Origin of the sequence: Lysinibacillus sp. BS3 (assembly GCF_039614735.1) — a bacterium.
Classification (GTDB): domain Bacteria; phylum Bacillota; class Bacilli; order Bacillales_A; family Planococcaceae; genus Lysinibacillus; species Lysinibacillus capsici.
Genome location: NZ_CP154860.1, coordinates 2,984,954 through 3,009,789, shown reverse-complemented (window position 1 = coordinate 3,009,789; position 24,836 = coordinate 2,984,954). Strand labels below are relative to the sequence as shown.

The 24,836-nt window shown below is 36.8% G+C and carries 21 protein-coding genes; all 21 read right to left on the bottom strand.

What is annotated here, in order from left to right; genetic code table 11:
• Positions 1–63: 63 nt before the first annotated feature.
• Positions 64–1,275 (bottom strand): MFS transporter, encoded by a 1,212-nt coding sequence (locus AAJG31_RS14785; RefSeq protein ID WP_279493387.1) that lies wholly within the window; start codon positions 1,273–1,275, stop codon positions 64–66.
• Between the two features lie 141 nt (positions 1,276–1,416).
• Complete coding sequence (locus AAJG31_RS14780) at positions 1,417–2,415, bottom strand: LacI family DNA-binding transcriptional regulator (protein WP_048393963.1); 999 nt, start codon at positions 2,413–2,415, stop codon at positions 1,417–1,419.
• Between the two features lie 74 nt (positions 2,416–2,489).
• The gene (gene allD, locus AAJG31_RS14775) at positions 2,490–3,488 is read right to left on the bottom strand and encodes an ureidoglycolate dehydrogenase (protein ID WP_279493390.1); all 999 of its coding nucleotides are present in this window, start codon (positions 3,486–3,488) and stop codon (positions 2,490–2,492) included.
• 15 nt (positions 3,489–3,503) lie between these two features.
• Positions 3,504–4,511 (bottom strand): zinc-binding alcohol dehydrogenase family protein, encoded by a 1,008-nt coding sequence (locus tag AAJG31_RS14770; RefSeq protein WP_048393961.1) that lies wholly within the window; start codon positions 4,509–4,511, stop codon positions 3,504–3,506.
• Positions 4,499–5,764, bottom strand: a complete 1,266-nt coding sequence (locus AAJG31_RS14765; RefSeq protein WP_048393960.1) for a hypothetical protein — start codon at positions 5,762–5,764, stop codon at positions 4,499–4,501. The genes AAJG31_RS14770 and AAJG31_RS14765 overlap by 13 nt, the downstream gene beginning before the upstream one ends.
• 12 nt (positions 5,765–5,776) lie before the next feature.
• Entirely contained in the window at positions 5,777–7,276 is a 1,500-nt protein-coding gene (locus AAJG31_RS14760) for an altronate dehydratase family protein (RefSeq protein WP_279493393.1), read from the bottom strand.
• A gap of 21 nt (positions 7,277–7,297) precedes the next feature.
• Positions 7,298–8,563, bottom strand: coding sequence for an MFS transporter (locus AAJG31_RS14755; protein ID WP_048393958.1), 1,266 nt, complete (start codon positions 8,561–8,563; stop codon positions 7,298–7,300).
• 36 nt (positions 8,564–8,599) lie between these two features.
• A complete protein-coding gene (locus AAJG31_RS14750) occupies positions 8,600–9,433 on the bottom strand; it encodes an SDR family oxidoreductase (RefSeq protein WP_048393957.1) in 834 nt (277 codons plus the stop codon).
• Positions 9,426–10,448, bottom strand: a complete 1,023-nt coding sequence (locus tag AAJG31_RS14745; protein WP_048393955.1) for a zinc-binding alcohol dehydrogenase family protein — start codon at positions 10,446–10,448, stop codon at positions 9,426–9,428. Before AAJG31_RS14745 ends, AAJG31_RS14750 begins: the two co-directional genes overlap by 8 nt.
• A gap of 9 nt (positions 10,449–10,457) precedes the next feature.
• Entirely contained in the window at positions 10,458–11,522 is a 1,065-nt protein-coding gene (uxuA, locus tag AAJG31_RS14740) for a mannonate dehydratase (protein WP_279493397.1), read from the bottom strand.
• A 13-nt stretch (positions 11,523–11,535) separates the two neighbouring features.
• Positions 11,536–12,156 (bottom strand): bifunctional 2-keto-4-hydroxyglutarate aldolase/2-keto-3-deoxy-6-phosphogluconate aldolase, encoded by a 621-nt coding sequence (locus AAJG31_RS14735; RefSeq protein ID WP_279493400.1) that lies wholly within the window; start codon positions 12,154–12,156, stop codon positions 11,536–11,538.
• Positions 12,157–12,168: 12 nt separating this feature from the next.
• Positions 12,169–13,122: a sugar kinase gene (locus AAJG31_RS14730; protein ID WP_054549722.1), complete on the bottom strand. Its 954-nt coding sequence runs from the start codon at positions 13,120–13,122 to the stop codon at positions 12,169–12,171.
• A gap of 183 nt (positions 13,123–13,305) precedes the next feature.
• Positions 13,306–14,664: a TraB/GumN family protein gene (locus AAJG31_RS14725; protein ID WP_066038035.1), complete on the bottom strand. Its 1,359-nt coding sequence runs from the start codon at positions 14,662–14,664 to the stop codon at positions 13,306–13,308.
• Positions 14,665–14,877: 213 nt separating this feature from the next.
• Positions 14,878–15,570 carry a stalk domain-containing protein gene (locus AAJG31_RS14720; protein WP_048393950.1) on the bottom strand — a complete coding sequence of 231 codons (693 nt, stop codon included), beginning with the start codon at positions 15,568–15,570 and terminating at the stop codon, positions 14,878–14,880.
• Between the two features lie 165 nt (positions 15,571–15,735).
• On the bottom strand, positions 15,736–17,406 hold the full coding sequence (locus tag AAJG31_RS14715; RefSeq protein ID WP_279493403.1) for a helix-turn-helix domain-containing protein: 1,671 nt from the start codon (positions 17,404–17,406) through the stop codon (positions 15,736–15,738).
• A gap of 131 nt (positions 17,407–17,537) precedes the next feature.
• Positions 17,538–18,530: an ABC transporter substrate-binding protein gene (locus AAJG31_RS14710; protein ID WP_279493404.1), complete on the bottom strand. Its 993-nt coding sequence runs from the start codon at positions 18,528–18,530 to the stop codon at positions 17,538–17,540.
• Positions 18,531–18,846: 316 nt separating this feature from the next.
• Positions 18,847–19,335 (bottom strand): VOC family protein, encoded by a 489-nt coding sequence (locus AAJG31_RS14705; protein ID WP_048393946.1) that lies wholly within the window; start codon positions 19,333–19,335, stop codon positions 18,847–18,849.
• 272 nt (positions 19,336–19,607) lie between these two features.
• Positions 19,608–20,900, bottom strand: a complete 1,293-nt coding sequence (locus tag AAJG31_RS14700) for a CitMHS family transporter (protein WP_054549726.1) — start codon at positions 20,898–20,900, stop codon at positions 19,608–19,610.
• Positions 20,901–21,228: 328 nt separating this feature from the next.
• Complete coding sequence (locus AAJG31_RS14695; protein WP_048393944.1) at positions 21,229–22,188, bottom strand: tripartite tricarboxylate transporter substrate-binding protein; 960 nt, start codon at positions 22,186–22,188, stop codon at positions 21,229–21,231.
• 39 nt (positions 22,189–22,227) lie between these two features.
• The gene (locus AAJG31_RS14690; RefSeq protein ID WP_112116865.1) at positions 22,228–22,905 is read right to left on the bottom strand and encodes a response regulator; all 678 of its coding nucleotides are present in this window, start codon (positions 22,903–22,905) and stop codon (positions 22,228–22,230) included.
• 111 nt (positions 22,906–23,016) lie between these two features.
• Positions 23,017–24,606: a sensor histidine kinase gene (locus tag AAJG31_RS14685; protein WP_279496402.1), complete on the bottom strand. Its 1,590-nt coding sequence runs from the start codon at positions 24,604–24,606 to the stop codon at positions 23,017–23,019.
• Positions 24,607–24,836: the final 230 nt, after the last annotated feature.

Sequence of the window (24,836 nt, the reverse complement as noted above, 5' to 3'; positions counted from 1 at the left end):
ACGCTATCTATCCAATAATTCTACCTTCATTAAAAGCAATTAAGTTTCCACCTGACAGGATTTTTAGACAATCTCTTCCTTCAAACCTTCATAGGCAGATTTTGAATGCATAAATACATATAAAACTAGGGAGAGGAAAATAGCTACAATTCCAAAGACAATGCAGACCATTTGTAGGGAGAGCCATTCCGATAGCAACCCTAAGGCTAACGTAAAGACAATCTGTAGCACATTAATGACCATCGTTGAAACACTACCAAAACGGCCCATAATTGATGTCGGTACACTTATTTGATAAAAGGTGCTGTAGCCCGCATTACAAAATGACATACATACTCCTAATGCTATAAAGCTAATAATCGCCATTGCCACATTCGGTGAAGAGTAAAACAATGTATAGCAAAGTGTGGTCAAAAGCAGACCATAGACAATATATTGTCTTGTTGAAAATCTTTTAGCATAGCGAGCAGCCATTGCTCCACCAATAATAGCTCCAATTCCAGCGATACTAACGATGACACCATATAGACTATCTGAAGCTTGAAGGTTTTGTTTAATAAATGTAGCTTCCTGTGAATCTAATGCAAAGGCAATCATCAATACACCTTGAAAATAAAGAAATACTTTGGCAAAGACTTGCTCTTTTTTTATATAGGCGTAGACAATACCATAATCCTCTTTTAGCATCCTCCAAGTAATGGGTTTTCGGTGCATGTCCTGATGATCTTCTACTGCGGGAAGCTTAAAAATGGAGAGTGCACAGATAAAGAACGTCAAAGCATTAAACCAAAACGCTATAGAAATATTGGAAATGGCAATGATAAACCCAGCCAATGCTGGCCCAATTAAAAATGAGCCTGAGCTAAACATTCCTAATATTGCATTAAAGGATTGTTTATCTTCATCTGGTATATATTTCGAAATATAATAGGTACTACTTGGCCCAAAAAAGCTACTTGCTATATTAGATAAAAATAAAACACAATAGATGAGCCAAATAGAGGACGTAAAAGGTAACAATAAAATCAATATGCCACGAATAATATCACTATAGATCATTAATTTTTGTTTATTCGATCGATCAATGATGGAGCCTGCAAAAAAGCTTGTTAAAATTCGAGCAATCGGTCCTACAATAAATATACTCGCCATAGCAGTAGGCGATTCTGTTAAATGCCAAACTAATAAATTGAGCGCAACTAGATTCACCCAATTTCCTAAATACGAGAAACCAAAGCCAAATAGAATGAGCCAATACTTCCTAGCAATGCTCATAAGTCCCCTTTCTATCACCAAAATGAATGATTGGTCTTTTTTGACATAAAAGTATTCCTTTAGATAATCATATCTATCGATGAATAGCTGTGCAACTAAAAATAGCAACCCTTAGCTAATTCATAGCTTTGGGTTGCCTTTTTAGTTAGTTGAATCTCGATCGATTAATATCGGTTTGAAGCGATATAGTTTTTGGTCATCAGCTAGATGTTCTTTTTTAATTTTTGCTAAGAGCAATGATGCCGCTTTCTGTGCCATTGGTAAAATGGGCTGTTGCAATGTTGTAATGGAAGGTGTTAAAAAATTGGCATATGGTACATCATCCACAGCAATTACTTGTACATCATTAGGCACATGTAAGTTTCTTTTTTTAATATAAAGCATTAATTCTTGGAAAATACGATCATTTGCCGCAATGATTCCTCTTGGTGGTTGCTCCAACGTAAATAATTGATTAAAAATCTCTGTCATTTGAGCTGGCTCACCATTTTTTATATAGCGCTCATCGATCAACAGATTCCTATTTCTGAGCGCTTGACGAAATCCTTCTAAACGTTCGACACGAGGAGTAATCGGTAAGGCTAAAGAAGTAGTGATAATGGCTATTGGTTGCTTTCGAAATGTCTCCACTGCCGTATCCATGGCAGAAAAATTATCAAGCAATACAGCAGGAATATCTACTCCCTCAATAAAACGGTCAATAAAAACGATTGGCATTGCTTGTTGATGAAGCCTTATGTAGAGATTTTTGTTTTCTCCTGTTGGAAAAACGATTAAGCCATCCACCTGTTTTTCTAGTAAAGTTTCGATATGTTTTTTCTCTTTTTTAGGGTTATCCGCTGAGTTACACACAATCATATGAAAGCCTTCTTTATCGAACTCTGCTTCCAATGCATTTATTATTTTTGTTGAAAAGTCATGGATAATATTCGCCACAATAATACCAATTGTAAAGGTAGATTTCTGTTTTAAGCTACGAGCCATTAAATTTGGACGATATTGCAATGCTTCAATAGCCTCTTCAATTTTCTTACGAGTCTCTGTACTCATATATTCATATCGCTTATTCAAATATTGCGATACTGTACTATTCGAAACATTTGCATATTGTGCAACATCGGCAATTGTTGTTTTTTTCACTAAAATCAATCTCCTACCTATAGTATGAAAACTCTCCTTGGTATTATGTAGCATAGCATACTTTACTGGTTAAATTAACTAGTCAAATAGTTATATACTTGTTCAGGTAAGTCAATGCCCTTATCCATTGTTTCCAAACTACGTATCTGTTCAATTTCACCAGGCACTAGTACCTGATCAAAATTTGGTGCTGTTGGCGCATCATGTAATTCATTTATCATTTTCGAGATATTTGCTTTGAATTGATTTACATCTCCAAAAATATTTGGATCTAATACATATAAATATTGTCCTAGATTACGTTTCTGTTCGTAATCACCATACATTTTTGAAATGTGAGGACCAAAAGCTGCACTTGCTAAAATTCCAGAAAGAACATCTATTACAAGTGCCATACCATATCCTTTTGGCCCTGCAAACGGTGTTAAAGATTTTACTTGGTGTGCGTCTGTAGTTGGTGCTCCTTGTGCATCAACTCCCCATGTATTTGGAATTGTCTCCCCTTTTTCACGTGCATATAGAATTTTCCCTAGCGCTACATTGCTTGTTGCCATGTCCAAAATAATCGGTTTATCGTTGGTTGGAAAACCGTAAGCAATTGGATTCGTACCAAAGTAAGGCTCTTTTCCGCCAAAAGGAACAACTGCGGAGTCCGTTTGAGAGCACATAATAGCAATTAAATTTTCACTCGTGGCTTGTTCAAGAAAATAGCCGAGTGCCCCACAATGGCTACTCTCTTGAATAATCGTTGTACATGAGCCATGTTCCTTAGCCACTTTAATGGTTTCATCCATAGCTTCCTTACAAATGACATGCCCAAAGCCATTATCCCCCTTAAAAAGAAGGTGATTTGTGCCTCTTTTTTCTACTGAAAAATGAGGGTTTTTCGTTATTCCACCTGCCTGTAAACGTGTTATATAATGCTCCACGCGCATAACACCGTGAGAACTGACACCACGTAAATCGGCATAAATCAAAACATCTGCTACTTGCGCTGCTGTTTCAGCTTCAACACCTTCAGTTGTGAATTTTTGAACTACTATTTTTTTTAATGCTGGTACAGAAATATTCATTGAAAATCCTCCCCATTATTTAAAATAGATTTGTGCTTTATTTGTGTTGTATTGTTTTGCCTCAAAGTAAGAAATAGCTTCATCGAATGCAATATGCTTCGTAACATAGCCTTTCTTTATAGCTCCTGACTGCATGTAGTTCATAACCGTCTCAAAATCTTCTAACGTAGCATTACGGCTGCTCTTCAATGTTAATTCCTTTGAATGAAATTCAGGATCATTAAATGTAATGGTTTTCTTCATTAAACCAATAAACACTAATGTGCCACTATTTTCTACGTATTGAAATGAGGATTCCATTGATTGTTGATTGCCTGTTGCATCAAAGACAACTGTAGGAAGTTCACCATTAAATTTTTCATGTAACTGCGCCATTATGTCATGGCTACCAACAATCACACCATCCGCTTCCGACCATGCCTGTCCTTCTTTTAAACGTTCTTCGTTCAAATCCATTAATACTGTTTTTGCACCGCGTAACTTAGCAAAACGTGCTGCTCCTAATCCAATTGGCCCTGCACCGATAACAAGTACCGTATCATTTTCTGTTAGTTCCGAACGACGTACTGCATGGGCACCAATAGCTAATGGCTCCACAATGGCTAATTGGTCACCTGACACAGCATTATCAGTAATTACAATACTTTCATCAACTACGATATATTCACCCATACCACCATCCATATGTACACCTAATACTTTCAAAGATTTACAGCAGTTTGTTTGACCTCGACGACATGCAACACACTCTCCACAATGGATGTATGGAATAACTGTTGCACGATCTCCTACTTGGATGTCCTTAACTGCTTCACCGACTTCTTCCACGATAGCAGCTAGTTCGTGGCCTAACACTCGTGGATAACTAAAGAATGGTTGTTCACCTGCAAAAGCATGTGTGTCTGTTCCACATACACCAATATGCGTGATTTTTAATAAAACATCATGACTTCCTTCAATACTAGGCTTGTCTACTTCACGTTCCACCATTTGAAACGGTTCATTAATGATTAATTGTCGCATGCTATTGCCTCCAATAAACTAGTAATTGTAGATAATTGCTGAATAACCTTTGCTGCATCACACTGGAAATATTGTTCGATAAATTGTTGCATTGGCTCTGACTGACCTTGTTCAAAATAGTTATGGATTTCAGTCAGTTTTTCAATAATTTGATCAGATTCACGCACGGAAAAGCGTGTTGGATTCATTGCATATATCCCTATTGCTAAAGCTTGATAGTATATTTCTGTTTCAGCGTAAGGGGCAATACGTGTTTGCCACTTGGATAACTCATTTAATTGAATATCATATAGCTGATGCTCAATAAATGGGTTTAAAAAACGTTCAAAGACATCTTGCTGATAGTGCTCATCCACTTGGAAGCGTTGGGTAAAATCGTTTGTTACTTTTTCAATAAAGGCTCGAACACCTGCATGTGAAAATGCCTCTCTTACAGTTGTATAGTTAAAAATCTTGCCGAATGCTGAAAGCAAAATATGACTACCATTTAAAATGGCAACTTTGCGTTTTCGATACATGTCTAAATCATCAAAGACAAAAGGGAAATCATGACTTGTTGGCCAATGTTTAAATGGCTCTTTTTGGTCAATTATAAATAAGAAATACGGTTCACAAACTGTGTAAAGGGCATCCTCCCCCTGATAATCCTGTGGATAACCTGTTACAATACGGTCTACAAGTGTATTACAAAAAGTTAACGTAGCAAGCCAATCATTAAATGCTGTAGGCAACTTCCAGTCTTTAGCATGCTGTAGACAAATTGTTTTTAATGTAGAACCATTCTGTTCTATTAATTCCAAAGGCACAATTGCCACTTGTTTTTCACCTTGAAAATGTTTGTAATATTGTTCTAGAAAGACGGTTAACTTTGCTGCATAGCTTGTGGGACAAGCCGTAGGATAAGGAATATTTTCATAATAAATCCCTGCCTCTGTTGTATTAGACACAATCATTTCTAATGTCTCAGACTGTGCATATTGTAAAAATGTAGGCCAGTTTTCATATGGATGAATAGTATCTTGAATAATCTTAATAGTGGTTTCTTCTTCTACGACCTCACCGTTTTTTAGCCCACGTTCCATCACAGTGAATTGCAGCTGTTGTTCTTCTAGCAGTTTAACTGTTTTTCCTCTTGCTGTTGCTGCGACAGAAACAATACTGCAAGGGACTTGTAGTTTTTCAACTGCTAGGTCAAAAAAGCCTCTGATAAAATTCCCATCACCTATTTGCATAATTTTAATAGGATGTTTCATGTCATTTCTCTCCTACATCGTCACGCCATCTTTAAAAATGGCGATTTCTTTGAATCCATATTTCTCATTATTCGTTTGCACTTCACCTGAAGCTAGCGCTACTATATAATCCATAAATTCATCGACTAATACATCCATCGGCTTCCCATCCACTAACTGCCCTGCGTTAAAGTCAATCCAATTTTTTTTTCGTTCATAAAGTGGTGTGTTTGTTGAAATTTTGACTGTTGGTGTAGGTCCTCCAAAGGGTGTTCCCCTACCAGTTGAGAAAAGGACGATTTGGCAGCCTGTTGAGGCCAGTGCTGTTGTTGAAACAAGATCATTTCCTGGACCGTTTAGTAAATGTAGCCCCTTTGTTGTCATACGTTCGCCATAATCAAGCACTTCTTTTACCTCTTGAAAGCCCCCTTTTTGTATACAGCCAAGTGATTTTTCTTCCAATGTTGTTATTCCACCCGCTTTATTTCCTGGAGAGGGATTTTCATAGACAGGTTGATTATATTTCATAAAATACTGTTTAAAGTCATTTACTAAATGCACAATATCCTCAAAAACAGAGGCATCTTTTGCACGTTCCATTAAAATCTGTTCAGCACCAAACATCTCTGGAACTTCCGTTAACACCGTTGCACCTCCAGCTGAGATCAACTGGTCAGAAAATACACCAATCATCGGATTAGCGGTAATGCCAGAGAAACCATCACTACCACCACATTTCAAACCAATTTTCAGTTCTGAAATAGGTAATGTTTGTCTGTCAAATGTCGTCACATAGTCAAAGGCTTTTTCAAGCAGTTGTTGACCCTCTTCCATTTCATCTGCTGATTCTTGAACATTTAAAAAGGAAACGCGTTGTTCATCATAATGACCAATTGTTTTCTTAAAGAGCTCAATATAATTGTTCTCACATCCTAGCCCTAATACAATGACTGCCCCTGCATTAGGGTGATGAATTAAATTAGCTAAGATTTTTTGTGTATACGTTAAATCATCACCAAGTTGTGAGCAACCATATGGATGAGCGAAATGCTGTACACCATCAAAATTGTCAGCCTTCAATAATTGGTTGCCTAACTTCGCCAAGTTTTCAGCTACTTTGTTAATACATCCAACCGTATTAATAATCCAAATTTCATTTCGTACACCAGCCTGACCATCTTTTCTACGATACCCCTTGAACGTGCGCTGTGCATGACGAGACTCGGCTACGGGATGTGTTTTTGGATTAAATTCATAGCTTAATTCACCCGATAAATTGGTTTTCATGTTATGGGAATGAACCCAGCTACCTGCTAGGATTTCTTCTGTCGCATGACCAATTGAAAAACCATATTTCGTGATGTGTGCATCTTTAGAAAGAGTCTTGATGGCGATCTTATGCCCACGTAGTACTTGTTGCTGTAACGTTATTTCCTTTCCATCCAATGGAAGTAAAAAGCCTTGAGGAAGATCACTCAAGGCTATGGCAACATTGTCCATCGGATGAATTTTAATAATTGATTGATTGTTCATTTGAATCCATCCTTTCTATTTTTAAGCTAATTCTTTATGAACAATTGGTGTAACAAATTTAATAACTGCTAATGAAGCGATGACCGCTAAGCCACCTGCAAGTAGGAAAGCTGCGGAGAATGTTCCTGTTCTGTCTACTAGGAAACCTGTTAAAGTTGGCCCAATAATACCAGCTGTGTTTGCAAGGAAGTGCATAAAGCCGCCAACAGATCCAACATACTTAGATTCCACCACATCATTAATGATTGCCCAGTAAATAGCCCCTGTTAAATATAAGAAGAAAACAGAGGTAGCAACAAGCGCAACAGCACTAACTGTTGTTGTTACAATACCTGCACAGCCAATCGATACAGCTGCTAAGAATAAACATGTCACTAGAACCACTTTACGAGAGAATAAAACTCCCTTACGCATAAAGCGTTTGTAAATGAAATCTGAGACAATTCCACTCAATGCTAAACCTAGGAATCCTAAAATCCACGGAATAACCGTTACAATACTCATATCTTTTACAGCCATTCCACGAGCTTCTACTAGATAACTTGGGAACCAAGTTAAGAAAAAGAATAGGATATAGTTATAGGCAAAGAACGAAAAAGCAGTAAATAATACTGTTGGTTGTTTTAAATAATAAGATAGACCACGACTATGATTGATATCTTCTGCTGCAATCTCTAAGTTTGCCATTGATTCTACACTGTCTTCTTTGTTTGGCTTTTCTTTCACCACTTTAAACCATACGATTGCCCAAATAAATCCAAGGATCATGATCGCAATAAATGAATATTTCCATCCATATGCTAATGCAATATAACCAACGATTGGACCTGCGATTGCACCACCAAGTGGCGTACCACTATTGGCTAGCCCTACTACAGAGGCACGTTTATCCGCAGGAAACCAGTTATTCACCATTTTATTTATGGTTGATGACAATGGCCCTTCCGCCATACCAAATACAATACGAACAATAATCAACGATGCGAACCCAACGACTAAAACCATTGCTCCACTAAATAAAGACCATACAATCATCGCTACAAATAGCGTTAACTTGGCACCAAATTTATCGGAAGCCATTCCACCTAAGAAGTTAAAAATGGCATACCCAACAGAGAAGCTACTAAAGATAATCCCTAATTGGGTTGACGTTAGATGAATATCTTCTTGAATAAATGGTGCTGCAATTGATAGTGCTGAACGATCTAAATAGTTAATGACACCCGCTAAAAATAGCATGACAATTACAACCGTTTTGCCGTCTCCAAAAATACCTTGTTGTTTCATATCATTCACCCCTAAATTTGAAATAAATCCCCTTTGTTAAACGCCTGAATAAGCCATAAATCCACCATCAACAGGAATTGTTACGCCAGTGACAAATGCTGAGTATGTATCATCAGCTAAAAATAATAAAGTTCCTAATAAATCTTGTGGTTTTCCAAAACGCTTTTGTGGTGTAGCTGTAATGATTTTTTCTGAACGTGCAGTTAATGAACCATCTTCTGTTAGCAATAAATTACGGTTTTGTTCGGTAATAAAAAATCCAGGTGCAATGGCATTAACACGTAAACCTGCTTCTGCAAAATGCACCGCCATCCATTGCGTAAAGTTATTAATCGCTGCCTTTGCCGCGCTATATGCAGGCACTTTTGTCATAGGGGCATAGGAGCTCATGGATGAAATATTAATAATTGTGCCCTTCGTTCTCAGCAATGCTTCACCAAAAACTTGGGCAGCCAAAAATGTTCCTGTAAAATTATTCGAGAATACGCTTTCAAAACCACTTGGTGTTAATTCAAAGAAATTTGGTGTAGTCGATTGTTCTTTATATACTTCATCAGCCGTAATGGCATCTGGATGATTGCCGCCCGCTCCATTAATCAGTACATCAATTTGACCATATTGCTGTAAAATTGCTTGTCTCGCTGCTATTAACGACTCTTTGTTTAAAACATCCACAGAAAAATTAATTGCTTCTCCGCCATTTTCTGTAATCGATCGGACGACTGCTTCTCCTTTTTGCGCTGTACGATTTAAAATAGCAACTCGCATACCTTGCCTAGCCAATTCCATTGCCATCTCTGAGCAAAGAACACCACTACCACCCGTTACAACAGCCACTTTATTTTGCAATGCTTCATGCACCTTACTCACCTACTTTTAAAATAACTTTACGTACTTCATTTTGGTTTTTTTCTATATATTCAAATGCTTCTTTTGCTTCATGTAATGAGAAAGTATGTGTAATTAAACCTTGATGCTGTAGCTTTCCAGCATCAACAAGCTTCACTACATTTTCAAATTGGAATGTTTGTAAACGTGAGCCTTTTATCGATAATTCCTTTTTCGTAATTGGTAGTGGGGCAAGCTCAATGGCTTCCTCTCCAAAGCTAAGGACTACTACTCTCCCAGCAACTGAAACAGCATCGATAGATTGTTTAAATGTTAGTGGAATACAAACTGCATCAATAGATACATTGACACCTACTCCATCTGTCCATTGGTTAACAGCCTCTAATAAATCTTGCTCGTTTACATTAACAACTACATCTGCACCAAGTTCTTTTGCAAATGAGAGCTTTGCTGGATCCAGATCAGAAATCATCACGCGTGCATCTATTAATTTAGCCATCTTTAAAATACAAATGCCAATCGGTCCGGCCCCTTGAATCAATAGTGTTTCACCAGCCTGTAATTCACCACGATATACTGCCTGCGCGCCAATTGTATAAGGTTCAATTAAGACTGCCTCTTCTAAAGAGGTGTGGTCTGCTACTTTATGCAATTGCTTTTCAGCTACAACAAAACGCTCACGCATGCCTCCATCTTCATGAACACCAAAAACAGAAAGTTGTTCGCAGACATTTGGTTGTCCTTTACGGCAAGCATAGCACTCACCACAATAACGAATTGGTTCGACAACAACCTTGTCACCAGCTTTTAAACCTTGTACGTCTTGACCAACCTCTAACACTCGGCCAGCAACTTCATGCCCAGGTACACGAGGCAATGTCGCTAATGGATTCGAACCATGATAAATATGCATGTCTGAGCCACAAATACCAACATATTCTGTTTGAACAAGGACATCTGTTGACTTTGTTATTACTGGTTCTGCTACGTCAATTAAAGCCATTTCAAAAGGTTTGATTACTTGTAGTGCTTTCATACATGTCACCTATTTCTTCAGATTTTCATAAGCATCCCAAAGTCCATTTAAATACATAATGCCAAGTGCTCGATCATATAAGCCGTAGCCTGGACGACATTGTTCTCCCCAAATATGACGACCATGATCTGGACGTACATAACCTTCATAGTTTTGGTCATTTAATGTACGTACAATATTTTTAATATCGATTGAACCATCCGATGTAAAATGTGATGTTTCAAAGAAACTACCATTTTCCATAATCTTGACATTGCGGATATGAGCAAACGGAGCACGATATGCATATTTTTCAGCGATGGCTACCATATCATTTTGTGGGTCTGCTCCCATTGAACCTGAGCAGAACGTAAAGCCATTTGCCATGGAATCAGAGATTTTAATTAATTTTTCATAGCTTTCTGCTCCTGTAATAATGCGAGGTAAGCCAAAGATTGAATACGGTGGATCATCTGGATGAATCGCCATTTGAATACCTACCTCTTCCGCAACTGGTAAAATAGCTTGTAAGAAGTAAGTTAAGTTATCCCAAAGTTTAACTTCATCTACTTCTTTGTACTGCTCAAATAAATCTGAGAGTCGAGCTAATCGTTCTGGTTCCCATCCTGGAAGGGTTAAATCCGAAGATGCGCTTACTTCATTCACCAGTTCTTGTGGATCTAAGTTCATGACCTTTTCCTTATCAAAATAGAGAGCCGTTGAGCCATCTTCTAATGGATGGAATAAATCTGTACGTGTCCAATCAAATACGGGCATGAAGTTATAGCAAATAACTTTGACACCCACTTCACCAAGGTTGCGAATAGATTGTTTATAGTTTTCTATATATTGATCACGTGTTGACAATCCTAATTTAATATCTTCATGGACATTGACACTTTCCACGACATCTGTATGGAATCCGAACGATTGAATATAGTCAACTTCATCTTGAATAGCCTCTTTAGTCCATACCTCTCCTGCTGGTAGGTGATGGAGTGCCCAAACAATACCTTTTACATTTGGTATTTGCTTCACATCTTCTAATTTCACTGTATCATTGCCACGACCATACCATCTAAATGTCATATTCATACGTCATTACCTCCTAGTTTGATAGATTTTCGATATATGCTTTGGCACGTTCCACTACACCTGCATAGCCATCTTTTACAAATGCTTTATTTAAATCACTTCCAATCCCAACTGCAACTGCGCCTGCTTCTAACCATTCATTCATATTAGCCAAACCAACACCACCTGTAGGCATAATTGTGATATGTGGTAGAGGCCCTTTAACGGCTTTAATAAAGTTTGGTTCAAATTGATTTCCCGGGAATAGTTTAATAATGTCACTTCCACCTTCAAGTGCTGTCACCATTTCTGTAATGGTCATACAGCCTGGTAAATATGGAATGCTATAGCGATTGCAAAGCCTTGCAATTGCAGCGTTATAGCTTGGACTAACAACAAATTTGGCACCGTTTAAAATCGCATGGCGTGCAGTTTCAACATCCAAAACTGTGCCAGCTCCAATTATTGCATCGCTATTGTGTAATGCTTTAAAAGTTTCTTCAACAAAAGGCGTTGTATACGTTATTTCGATTGCTCGAATGCCACCTGAGATAGCACCTTTTGAAATTTCCGTTGCTTCTTCAGGTGAATCCCCACGAATAACAGCTACAATTTTTGCATCTGACAACGCTTTCAAAATTTCGATTTTTTGCATTCCTGACAACTCCTAACGCTCAATTAGTTTTTCATCACCAATAAATTGCCTTAATTCTTGCAGGGATGGAAGCCCTTCATTATCTCCTTTAATTGTTGCTACCAATGCACCTGCACCATTAGCTAAACGGAGGCGTTCTACGATATCATCACCATTTAAATAGCTATAGACATAGGCAGCATCAAATGCATCCCCTGCTCCAACTGTATCAATGGCACGAATGGAAAATGCTTCTCGATCATACTGTTCAGTGGCTGTATAAACCGTGGCGCCTTGTTCACCTTTTTTCACAATAATTTCATCTATTTTATAACTCTCTTGAACGTCTTTAATTGTACGCCCTTCAAATAAAAGCTCAAATTCATCCTGTCCTGTTAACAGAAGATTGATAGATGGATACACTTTTTCGTATACCGCTCGGGCATCTTCTATAGTCCATAGTTTTAAACGTAAATTTGGATCAAAAGATATTGGAATATTTTTCGCCTGTGCTAAAGTAATTAATTTCAATGCAACTTCAATGTTATGTTCACATACCGCTAAATACACGCCGCTAATATGTAATAAGTCCACATCATCCAGTACTGACTCATCAATACGATCTTCTGTCAGCTCAAGTAAAGGTGATGGGTTGCGGTAGTAAAACGATTTACCTGCACCGTCTTCCCGAATCTCCTTAAAATAGATAGATGTTGGAATATGTGGTGTTCGTAAGACATGTGATACATCAATCCCTTCACCACGCGCAAAGTTATAAATTAATTTGCCAAATTCATCGTCTCCAATACAACTAATCCATTTTGCTTCCATATCTAAACGCGTAACACCTATCGCAAAATTTAATTCTGCACCACCCACAGCTCGCTCAAAGGAAGGAACGAAACGTAGAGGACCTGTCTTAGATGGATTAAAAACGACCATTGCATCCCCAATCGTTGCAATTCGTTTATTTCTCAATATGTTCATCCCCTTCACAAGTAAAACGTTTTAGTAAAACGTTTTACTAATACTAACACGATTTTTTTTACGTTGCAACAATAATCCGATTATTTAGATTGTTAGGGTCATATGACCATTATTGTCTTACATGCATAAAAAAACCTCGTAAAAGACAGAAAATAATCTATCCTTTTACGAGGGGAATCTATTTTATTGATAAAATGGCTTTACCTTGTAGCCGTTTTTCTCTAAATGATAGCGAATATTTTTATCGATTAGGAAGTGACCTGAACCAACAACAACAAAGTACTTACCTTCTTTTTCTTCCAGTACATTCATGATTTTCTTGGCCATTTGTTCATCACGTAGACCAAATAGCATTTCATTAAATTCAGATGATGTACCTTCCATTGCTTGGAAGCTTTTTGCAAACTCTTCAACATTTCCTTGCTTCCAGCTTGTAAACCACTCTTGAAGTACTTCAGATTGATTTTCTTCCGCTGGATGAATGATACTATCCAGTACAGCGACTAGTGACTGCTCCTGTGCCTCTGGTGATAATCCTTCAAACATATCAACCTGTGCTCTTGTACCTTCTAATTCAATCACTGGCTTTTGCTGCAACTGTGCATTTAATAAAAAGTAGACATCGATACCGTGCATAGCCATCTCTTGAGGTGTCATACCAAAGGAATCGTCCATAGCTAGCATCGATAATGCACTCGAAAGCATCCACGGCTTTTGAACTGTTAGCTGGTCCATTGGCAGATCATAAAGCTTTGCCACTTGTTCAAGCTTCGCATATGTTTCTGGTGCAACAGCATCTTTCAATGTTGAGCCATCTGTATACATTGCTTTCTCTGAATAGTATTCAAGTGCTTCCGTATCCAAGATATTCGCCTCTACTAGCAGTGCATCAGATTCATCAAATGCCGTTACTAATTTTTTATCGAATGGATATAAGTCTGGTGTTCCTAAATGAATAGAGCCTAATAAGTAGATAAGCGTATCCTCGTCCTCTACTACCCAGGCCACCCCTTTAGAGCCTTGCTCTGCAAGTGCATATGTACTCTGAATGAAACGAACAGCTAGCAAAACAGCCTGTTGAGTGGTTGCCTTTTTCTCTAACTGAAGTCCATTGGGAGAGCCTTGTAATATATTTTGCTCTTTCATAAATTGAACAGCATCTGTACCAACAGGTAAATCATACCGTGCTACAATATTATACAAGCGATTGACAATATCACCACGTGTATTATTGTTTTTCACACTTACTGGTTTGTATTGTTTATTTTCAGCTAAGCCTAGAGAGGCAACCTTCTTTTCTGTTAAAGCTAGTAGTTCATTTACTTTGTCCACTGGAATTTCCTGAAGAAAACCATCGAAGTACCATTCAGTTGAGTAAATCCCGTATTTTTCGCCCTCATTTAATGTTTCTATTGCCCATTCGCTTATCGACGGTACTAGGGGTTTTGTTTGCTCTTCAGCATGAATCACAGGGACAACTGTCGTCAGCATTAATGAGGCACCAAGCAACGCTGCACTCGTTCGTTTCATCATCTTTTTCATCAAATTCTTTTCTCTCCCTTTTCCTATTTTATGTATAAGTATCGTATGAAATTATACCATATACTATCCAACTATTTTATAAGTAAAAGTGTAAATATTGACAAATATGTATTGACATTTCTCTATTTTGAAATAGTTATGAAGAGGTCAAATTTAATAAGACGATGACAAATTATTATGTCATCGTCTTTTTCGTTTATTAGTAGAGAAGGTTTATTGAATAAATTTAGGATCTAATATACCTAAACCACTGCCTTCAAGTTCAAATTTCACTTTTGAAACTCCATCTAAATTAACATGAACCTTTACCTTATCTTTGATTGCTCCACTATCATAAACTAATTTCCCATCTGCGTAAATTTTCAAGAAACCTATACCGAAGGAATTAGCTGCTAATTTTTTAATTGGTGCCAAATAGGTTTCGAATCCCTTGTAATTTCCATTGGCTAAGTATTCCACTGTATGGTCTTGAACTGCGCCTCCCCCATGATAACCACCAAGCTGATAGGATCGCTCAAATTTTTCACCTGTACTAATAATGACAGAGCTTGGATTGTGGAAGAAGTGGTCTTCATCACTTCCAATAGGTTTTACATCTTTTAAAGCGATGAATTTTGGAACATCACCAATATAAACGGATTTTGTTTTCCCATCCCATGTTACTTTTTCACCTAAAGATTCAGCAATAAATCGCATTGGGACATATATCGTGCCTTGATAATTAAATCCAGATTGACCTTCTGGCGGTACTTTCTCAACCTTATCTACATAATAATTAATTGGATCCTGAAACACGCTAATCTTTTTCATGTCACTTGCTGCTTCCGTTGTTGAAAAGTAGGTAAAAGTCAAACCTCCTACTATAAAAAACCCTAAGTAACTAGTTATTATAAATAGCTTTTTCATAAAATCACTCCTTAAAATAAACATAGATATATGTAATTATACCAGAAATTTCATACAGCCTTTAAAGATTTTTATATCAGGATATTTTTTAAATTTATTTGTGAGCAATTATACGATTAATGGCAAAAACTCAATCCAATTAATGGATCGAGTTTTACTTTTTAATTATCGAATAACTTTCTTCTTAAAAATAGACGGTAGAACCTCTAACAACCGTTCACGTGTAATGGGATCACAATGATTCCATATAAAATCTATGAAATGAGTCTTACCAGGAGCAAGCTCGATTAACGTGGCGATTTGTGGGCAGTAAGTAATCATTAGTAATTCTTTGGGGGAAGCCAAGATAAAATTACGCTCTCCAGCATAGTGATTTATTTGATGCTGCTGAATTTCTATCCATGCTTGCCCTTGCTCGATTAGCTGCATTACCTGAGGAGTAGGACGAAAGCCCAGAGATTCATACAAGCTTGCAGCCAATCCAGTCTGACACATAACATAATATTTAGTATCTAACTTGAGATAAACAGTAGCCGTCTCCCCAGCAACATAAACATCTGCTAATTGCCTACGTACCAATCTTACTTTGTTCTCATATGTAGAAATCCACTTCTCTGCCGCTTTACTCCGTTCAAATAGTTTAGCGATATATCGTAACCGCTCAAATAGACTAAACTTGCTATTCAGTATAATAGTAGGAGCAATCGCATCTAGTTTCTGCAAATCATGTTCAGGATGAAAATAGCTAAGCAATAATAACTCTGGCTGCAGCTGTGCGATTTTATCCGGATCTACCCAATGCCCAATACTATGAATGTTCCTTAATTTATTGTGATAAACCACGTTATCTTTCATGATTGAGATGGCCGCCCCTATAGGAGGTATGCCTAGAACAAGTAATTCCCCAAGTGTAAATTTGCCATCAGTCACAATACGTGTTGCATCTTTAGGAACATGAATCTTTCTACCAAATGAATCGATAACTGTTCTTTCTGGAGTATGAAGTTGAATGTTTGCATATTCACGTGGGGTGTTTCCGGTTAATTTATGAAAGCATCGACTAAAATAATATTCATCCTTAAACCCAATTTGTCGAGCTATTTTTCTCAATGGCTCAGTTGAATTACTTAGAATTTTTTTTGCCTGGTTTATACGTACATGAGTCAAATAATCCGTCGGCTTTTTACCGGTCAATATTTTAAACTTTTGACTATATTGCCATCTTACCATTCCAGCCATGTTAGCTAATTGTTCAACTGTCAAGTCCTCATCATAGTGCTGTTCTATGTACTGTACAGTTTGTTGAACCAATTTTGTCTTTTCTTCGTGCTGTAACTGGTTAGCTTGTTCATCTAACTGAACCATCATAGCTAGTATTTGCTGAAGTCTACCTTGTAACATGGCCATTTCTAATGTGGATAGAGAGGAACAAAATTGATTATTGTTCGATGCTTCATTTCCTAATACCTGCTTGACTTGAGAAAACAACAGATGATAGGGATAACCATGAAGCAGGGGTGGATGAGCAATTCGGTTCAAAGTCATTCCTTCTACTTCAAAGGTTTCAAAGGTAAAGCGAGCAAGCTGTGCCTCTTTGTTACTTGACTCTACCGTGTAGCTTTGTATAGGTAAAATGAGCATGCAGCTTCCTTGTCGTAGATCGATTGCCATTTTGTCTACATACAGTCGTATGGCAGGACTGAGTGCTATCAATAATGTGCATAAATTTGTTTCATGATTATTTATTCCCTCATTATGGCTAGTAGCTGACATTAATCGATCAACTTGAAATCGATCATAGTGTTGTAGTCTAATATATAAGGATGTCAGATTCATAAGCAACTCTCCAAACATTGAAAATGATTCTCATTATCGTCATTGTAACATATAATGACCCACTATCAACGATTGTTCGAGTATGTGCTAGAATACTAGCGGTTTAAAAATTGATTGGACGGATACAATTTTTACTGTTTGCGCATCCACTCTGGTAGCTTTTGGAACAATTGCTTCAAAGCTAATAAATTATCTGTATTCCATTCATTAGGAACAACATAAACTTTTCCCTTTTTGACAGCAGGCAAAGTTCCCCATATCGGGCTTTGTAGCAGCCGATCAGCTTCTGCTTCACTTTCACTATCCTCTTGTACAATTACAAACAAATGATCACCAGCAAACTCAGGAAGCACCTCTTCTGAAACCTCTAGGAAAGATACCCCTTCTACATCAATAATATTCTTTTGTACTGCTGGTGGGACAGCAAAGCCATTTTTCCCATAAATAATAGCACCTAGGCTACGATCACCCATAACATAAAGCGTCTTTCCTAGCTGATAGAAAACTGTTGCGGTTTCCCCTTCTGTTAATTGAAACTTTTCAAACATTTCTTTAGACTCTGTTTCAAACTTAGCAAGCAATTGAGCTACTTCTTCCTGCTTATCTAAGATATTCCCCATCTCTTTTACTCGTTCTGTATAAGGAAGAGCAGGATTAAAGGGAATCGTAGTAGCGATTTTTGACAATTCTTCATTAAGATTTGGATCCGCCTTGTAATAGCCATTAATAATCAAATCAGGTTTTAAAGTCAAAATCGTCTCTAAGTCAGCAGGATTACCAATATCAACGATCCCTTCAAGTTTGCCTTCATAGTAACTAGGAGAATCTTTAGGAAGATTATTACCAACAACCGGAATATCCATCGCCAAGAAATCACCAATTGTCTGACCAATATAAACGACTCGTTTTGGATTTGCAGGTATTTCAACCTGTTCACCTGTAATCGTTGTATATTGAATAGTTGACTCACTTTCCTCTGCTTTCACATCAGATTGAGTTGTTTTCTCGTTTTCCTTTTTCTGCGCATCAGATGTGTTGCCATTAGAACTACATGCCGCTAATATCAATAACAACAGGAGGAAACTCCCCCATAGTATAATTCTCTTTCCAATATATTGCTTCATATTTGTTGCCCCTTTCAGATTTATCTTTAATTGAAAATGATTATCATTTACAGAGTTATTATAGATTTTATGAAAGGGCGAAACAATGAAAAAAACGCAATAATTTATTTGGATAAATGTCAATAATCAGGATTATGAAAGCCTTTTGGTTTTTTTTAGTGAAGAATTATTCATTTTAGGATTTCGACTATATGATCAATTTAGAATCTCAAGAGAGAAAATGGTGAAATGTAAGCATAAGTATTAGCTCCCTATAGAAAAAAAAGAAACCATTTCAGTGGTTTCTTTTCATATTAACAAGCTGTTGATTACTATTCTATTTGATTTCTTCAGTGAGCTCTAAAATAATTCCTTCTGGCCCACGAACATAGCATAATTTATAGGCGTTTTCGTACCTATAAATGTCACTAATAAGTTCTGCGCCCTTCTTTGTCAATTTGTTAACGAGGGCTTCAATATCTTCAACATTGAAGGCAATATGCTGGATACCCAAAGTATTTGCTAAAGGATGCTGGATGCCTATTTCATTTGATGGCGCGTTAAATTTTACTAGTTCAATATTCGTCTCACCGTCTGGCGTTCGCAGCATTACTATTTCTATATTTGCGTCACTATCTGACGTTCGCAATTTTGCAACGTCCTCTTTTATATCTTGAAGCCCTATTACCCGCTCCATCCTCTTCACCCATTCACCCTCCACTTTTCCTTCCCCTAACACCTCAAGGCCAAAGTCAAGAAAAAATGCTTTCGCTGCAGGAAGATCATTGACGATTATCCCCACATGGTCAATCTTACGGATTTTCATATTTCAAACCACCTTTCTCCTATTTGAATAATTTCTTTTTAATTGCAGAATCCTAAGTCTTAATTATTTTTATCGTATATGATGATTGTCCTTTTTACGAATAAAAACGCTTTAAAACCCCTATCTGAAACATCCTTCTAAACAATTTTTAATTTATGGCGGGTACTCGAATAAGAATAGAAAAAAAGAAGCCCATTAAAATAGGCTTCTCTTACACTTATAAATAAAGGATTTTTACTAGGTAATCTTTTTCACCCCATGAACCGTAGCTTTTAAAGGGGGAAAATCCCCAACACTACACAGACAATAATCATGACAATTGTAGAACCGAATGCCCACTTTAAGAAGATACGTTGTAGTGTTCCGAAATCCTCTCCAACCATTCCTACTAATAAATACGTAGAGGGAACAAGCGGACTTAGAAGGTGTACTGGCATACCTAAAAGAGAAGCTCTACCGATTAGGGCTGGATCAATGCCATATACTGCTCCTGCCTTTGCAAGTAACGGCAGTACTCCATAGTAAAAGGCATCATTAGACATAAAAAATGTAAAAGGTGCGCTGAGAATGGCTGTAACAACAGCAAAATGAGAACCCATTGCATCTGGAATATAATGAATCACTGAGTTTGCCATTGCATCTACCATTGATGTACCTGAAAGAATGCCTGTAAATATCCCAGCTGCAAAAACCATAGAAACAACAGATAATGCATTGTCAGCATAATTCGCAACACGTTCCTTCTGATCTTTCAATTTTGGATAGTTTACAGTAATCGCAATCGCAAAACCAAGCATGAATAATGCAACAGGTGGTAATAACTCCATAATTAACGCTACTAAAAGAACAATTGTCAAAGTATAGTTAAAGATAATTAGTTTTGGACGTTTCAAATAGTCATCTTCGACTGTAGCAGCAGACTGAGCTGCCGCTTCATAATCATATTCTATAATACCAATCCGCTTTCTTTCCTGTCTTCCGAACGTAAATGCCATGAACAGAACAAAGATAGCCCCGCCAATCATCGCTGGAATCACTGGTGTAAAAACCTCAGACATTTCCAGATTCAAGGCTGTCATAACCCTTGCTGTTGGTCCTCCCCAAGGTAGAAGGTTCATCACACCCGAAGCTGAAACGGCAATACCAGCTAATACAATTGGTCGCATGCCAATTCTTTTATAAAGCGGTAGAAAGGCAGAAATAGTAATCATGTATGTTGTCGTACCATCACCATCTAAAGAAATAAAAAGGGCTAATACGGCTGTTCCGATAGCAATTTTTACAGGATCCCCTTTTACTAGCCTAAGAATCGTTTTAATGATTGGATCAAATACACCAGCATCGATCAAAATACCAAAGAAAAGAATTGCAAATAAAATCATAATCCCTGTTGGAGCGACACTTTTAATCCCATCCAACATCATAGGTCCCATTTCACTTCCGAATCCACCAATAACTGCGAACGTAATTGGCACTACAATTAATGCAATCATTGCTGTAAGACGGCCCGTCATAATCAAAATCATAAATACTATTATCATTAAAAAACCTAAAATTGCTAGCATAATACTCCCCCCAAATGCTTCGTGAAGTTATTTATTAATTCGTTAAATAACTAATTTTCCGAATATTACACCTTATAATAAATTAACATCGACCAAATGTAATCGTTTACAAATTAATGTTTATTAATTTCTTTATAGCTATTTTGTACATTTTGTTCACGAAAAGCATTGTATACCTGTCTATTTTTGATAAACAAAAAAAGAGGCTAACCTTGGACTATGTATTCTCTCCAACATCGTATAAGACGATAGAAAGGAAAACACATAGATCTCAATAGTCAACCTAATAAAGCAAATATATTACTATGCATAATAAGAATAAATTTACTCAGTAAATCTCCAATAATTTCTCATATTTCTTATTTTCATCATCAAGAAATCTAGATGTATCTCTACTGTTCATATAAAAATCTTCCCACATATACGTCTGCAAAGTTTGTTTCCATTCTTTAGTTTTGACCATTTTTGCAAATGTCGTCTCCCAAAATTCGATTTCCTTTTTTGACATATTAGGTGGTCCCATAATACCGCGCCAGTGTTTAAAAACTACATCTATTCCCTCTTCCTTCCATGTAGGAATTTCTGGGAGCTCCTTTAAACGTTTCTCCGAGGAAATGACAAGCAATTGTACCTGATTCAAATCATAATATTTTTTAGCCTCGGACAAAGTCATCGTTGCCACATCTATTTGCTTTTTTAATAATGCATCAACAACTTCATCACTATTCTCATAAACTAAAAAATCTAGTTTTTCAGGATGCACTCCTGCCTGTTTACTCGCTAATACAAAAGAAATTTGATCATCATTGCCTAATCTCGGAGAAACTCCTATTTTATACGCTTGAGGTGTTTCTTTGAGCTCTTCCATTAAACCTTTTGCACTTTTTATTTCTGAATCCTTGGAGACAATTACGACATTCCATTCTGTAGCCAAAGTGGCAATGGGTGTAAAATCTTTGTAGGTTAGCTTACTTTGCCCCAACAAATGATTGGTAATGAGTAAGCTTGAATTCATTGCTAGCACATGTTTTTTTTGTTGTTTAGTATATTTCCATCCTAGCTCTCCACCAGCACCTATTTTATTCAGTACATGAATATCCTCATCAATCAAATTGTTACTCAGTAAAATATCCTGTATGGCTCTTGCTGTTTTGTCCCAACCTCCACCAATAGAGCTTGGGGCAATGAATGTTACTGTATCTGTTATTGCTTCATGCCCCTCATCTTGTGAACAACCAAAGCAAAGCATGACAACAAGCACGAAAATAAACATTATTTTTTTTCTCATTGTTCATCCCTTGTCCTTATTTTTAAGTTAACCTTGTTGTTATTCTTTATAGTAATATTTCCTCTCAGGCCTTCCAACAACTCCATATTCATGTTTTGCCGTACAGACATCAATTGAAACAAGAAACTCTAAATACCTTCTAGCAGTTGTTCGAGATGCACCGATTTGTTCACCCATCTCCTCGATGGAAATACCACCTTTTAGTTCCTTCATTACCTCTTTCACTTTTTCTAAAGTATGACGATCAACACCTGAAGGCAAGTCTTTTTGAGATGAGGACAATTGATTGGCAACACCAAAGTATTGATCAATCAATGTTTGGTCGACCTCATCACGATGACTTAGAAGTTTTTTCTTTTTTTTATATTCTTCCACCGCTTCAACAAATTTCTCCATTGTCACAGGCTTCAACAAATAGTTACTCACACCATATCTAACTGCCGTCTCCAACATCGTTTTTTCTGTTGCAGCAGTCACTATAATAATATCGATTGATGGATAATGATCGCGAATTTTTGCTAACAAATTTGTTCCAAGATCATCGGGCATATAGATATCCAAAAAAAGCAAGTCAACTTCATATTTCTCTAGTATGTCCATCGTTTCCTTTGCATTCAATGCCTTCTGAACAACCTTTACATCTGGTACTTTATGCAAAAACTGTTCTTGCACTTGTGCAATACGAAAATCATCTTCCGCAATGACAACCTTAATCATTTTTCCCCTCTCCTTCTTTTATCTCCCTGTGCTGACATTTAGAAACCCAACTTAAAGGGAAGTACCTCCAACATCAGTAGTACTATAGATTATCTCATTGAGTAAGCTTCATTATTTCGGTAGGAATACCGTGAAAATGGCCCCACCGTGTTTGTCATTTTTTACTTCTACTGTTCCACCTAAAGATTCTACAATTTGTTTAACATTAAATAAACCGTACCCCCTATTTTTTCCTTTAGATGAACTACGTAAATCAAATATAAAATCTAACATATCTTCAGCAATTCCCTTTCCATTATCTGCTACTTCTATAATGATATCACTCCCAATTCCTGTAATTGAGAAAGACACCCTTCTCTCTTTTCGATCGGCTACGGCATCAAATGCATTATCAATAAGATTTCCAATGATTGTGATGATATCCGTGATTTCAATGTGACTTGGTAAGACATCTACATAACTATCAGGATCAATTTCAAAGGCAATCTTCTTTTCCGATGCATTGCCCAGTTTCCCTAATAATATAGCTTGAACATTTATATCTTGAATTTGATTAAATAGGATTCGGTTTTGGTGTTGGTGATTGGCTGACTCCTTTTGTATAAATTCAAACGCATCCTGATATCTCTCTAATTGGATTAATCCTGATAATAAGTAAAGTTTATTTGAGTACTCATGCGTTTGCGCACGAAGTCCCTCAGAATATGCGCGAACCTCTGTGATCGTATCAATAAGCTTTTTAAGCTCCGTTTTATCACGAAAACTAGAAACCACACCCATAATCTTTTCATTTTCGATAATGGGAATAAAATTAAAAATAAATACTTTATCATTAATTAATATCTCTACATTATGAATGGGCTTACCTTTCTGTAATACATGATCGATATTAATTGCTGGTAAGACAAATTGAATATGTTCACCAATAGAGGATTCATCCTTGAGGTTCAACATTGAACTAGCAGAATGATTGATTAAGGTTAAGAAACCCTTTTGATCGATTGCAATGATTCCTTCCTTTACTGATAACAGAATGGCACTTCTTTCTCTATATAGTGAGGAGATTTCATGCGGTTCCAATCCCATAGTATCTTTTCTAATACTTTTGGTTAAAAAAATACCACCAATGATTCCTAAAATTAAAACAATTAGAGAAGCAATGAGAATGGACTTAATTCGTTTATAAATATTTTGAAAGATTTCTTTTTCTGCGTATTCAACCGCTACGGTCCCAATTACACGAGTATATTCTCTATTGTCTGCTATGATAGGAACCTTTCCTATTAAAACAGAACCACTCTCTCGTTCCAATTCAAAATTATTAGAACCACCAAATATTAACCCATAATTATTTGTATGATCAAAACTCTTCTGACCAACCTGACTTGGGCTTCTGTGCGAATAAATAATCTTCTCCCGATCTTCAATAATAATATTTTCTGCATTTACCTGATCTATTACTTGCTCAGCAATTGGACGAAAACGTAGCTCTAAATCACTTTTCCCAATGGATTCTTTAAGTTCTGGCATAAGAGAGATTGTCATAGCCGTTTGCAATGCCAATTGTTTAACTTGAGTCCTTGCATCGACATATTGTAAATAAGCAAATATACTGGCGAGCAGAAAAACAATAAAAAGAATTAACGTGCTAATCAGTCCCAATATTTTTGTTTGTAATGGTATCTTTTTTTTGTTCAATATACTTAACCTTCACCCTTTTCAACTAGTATAATTCATATAACTTTCATCCTACTTTTATTTAAATCCCTTTGTTTCCATATTTAAGAGAATATAACTTAGCTCATGGTAATTTGACTGTTATGATTGTCTTAACTAGAAAAATCATAAGAACTTACTAAATATCAGAGGAAAACCTAGTTTGAATCCAGCTTAATTTCTAGATTATACTATATTTCAAAGGAATTTTAGAA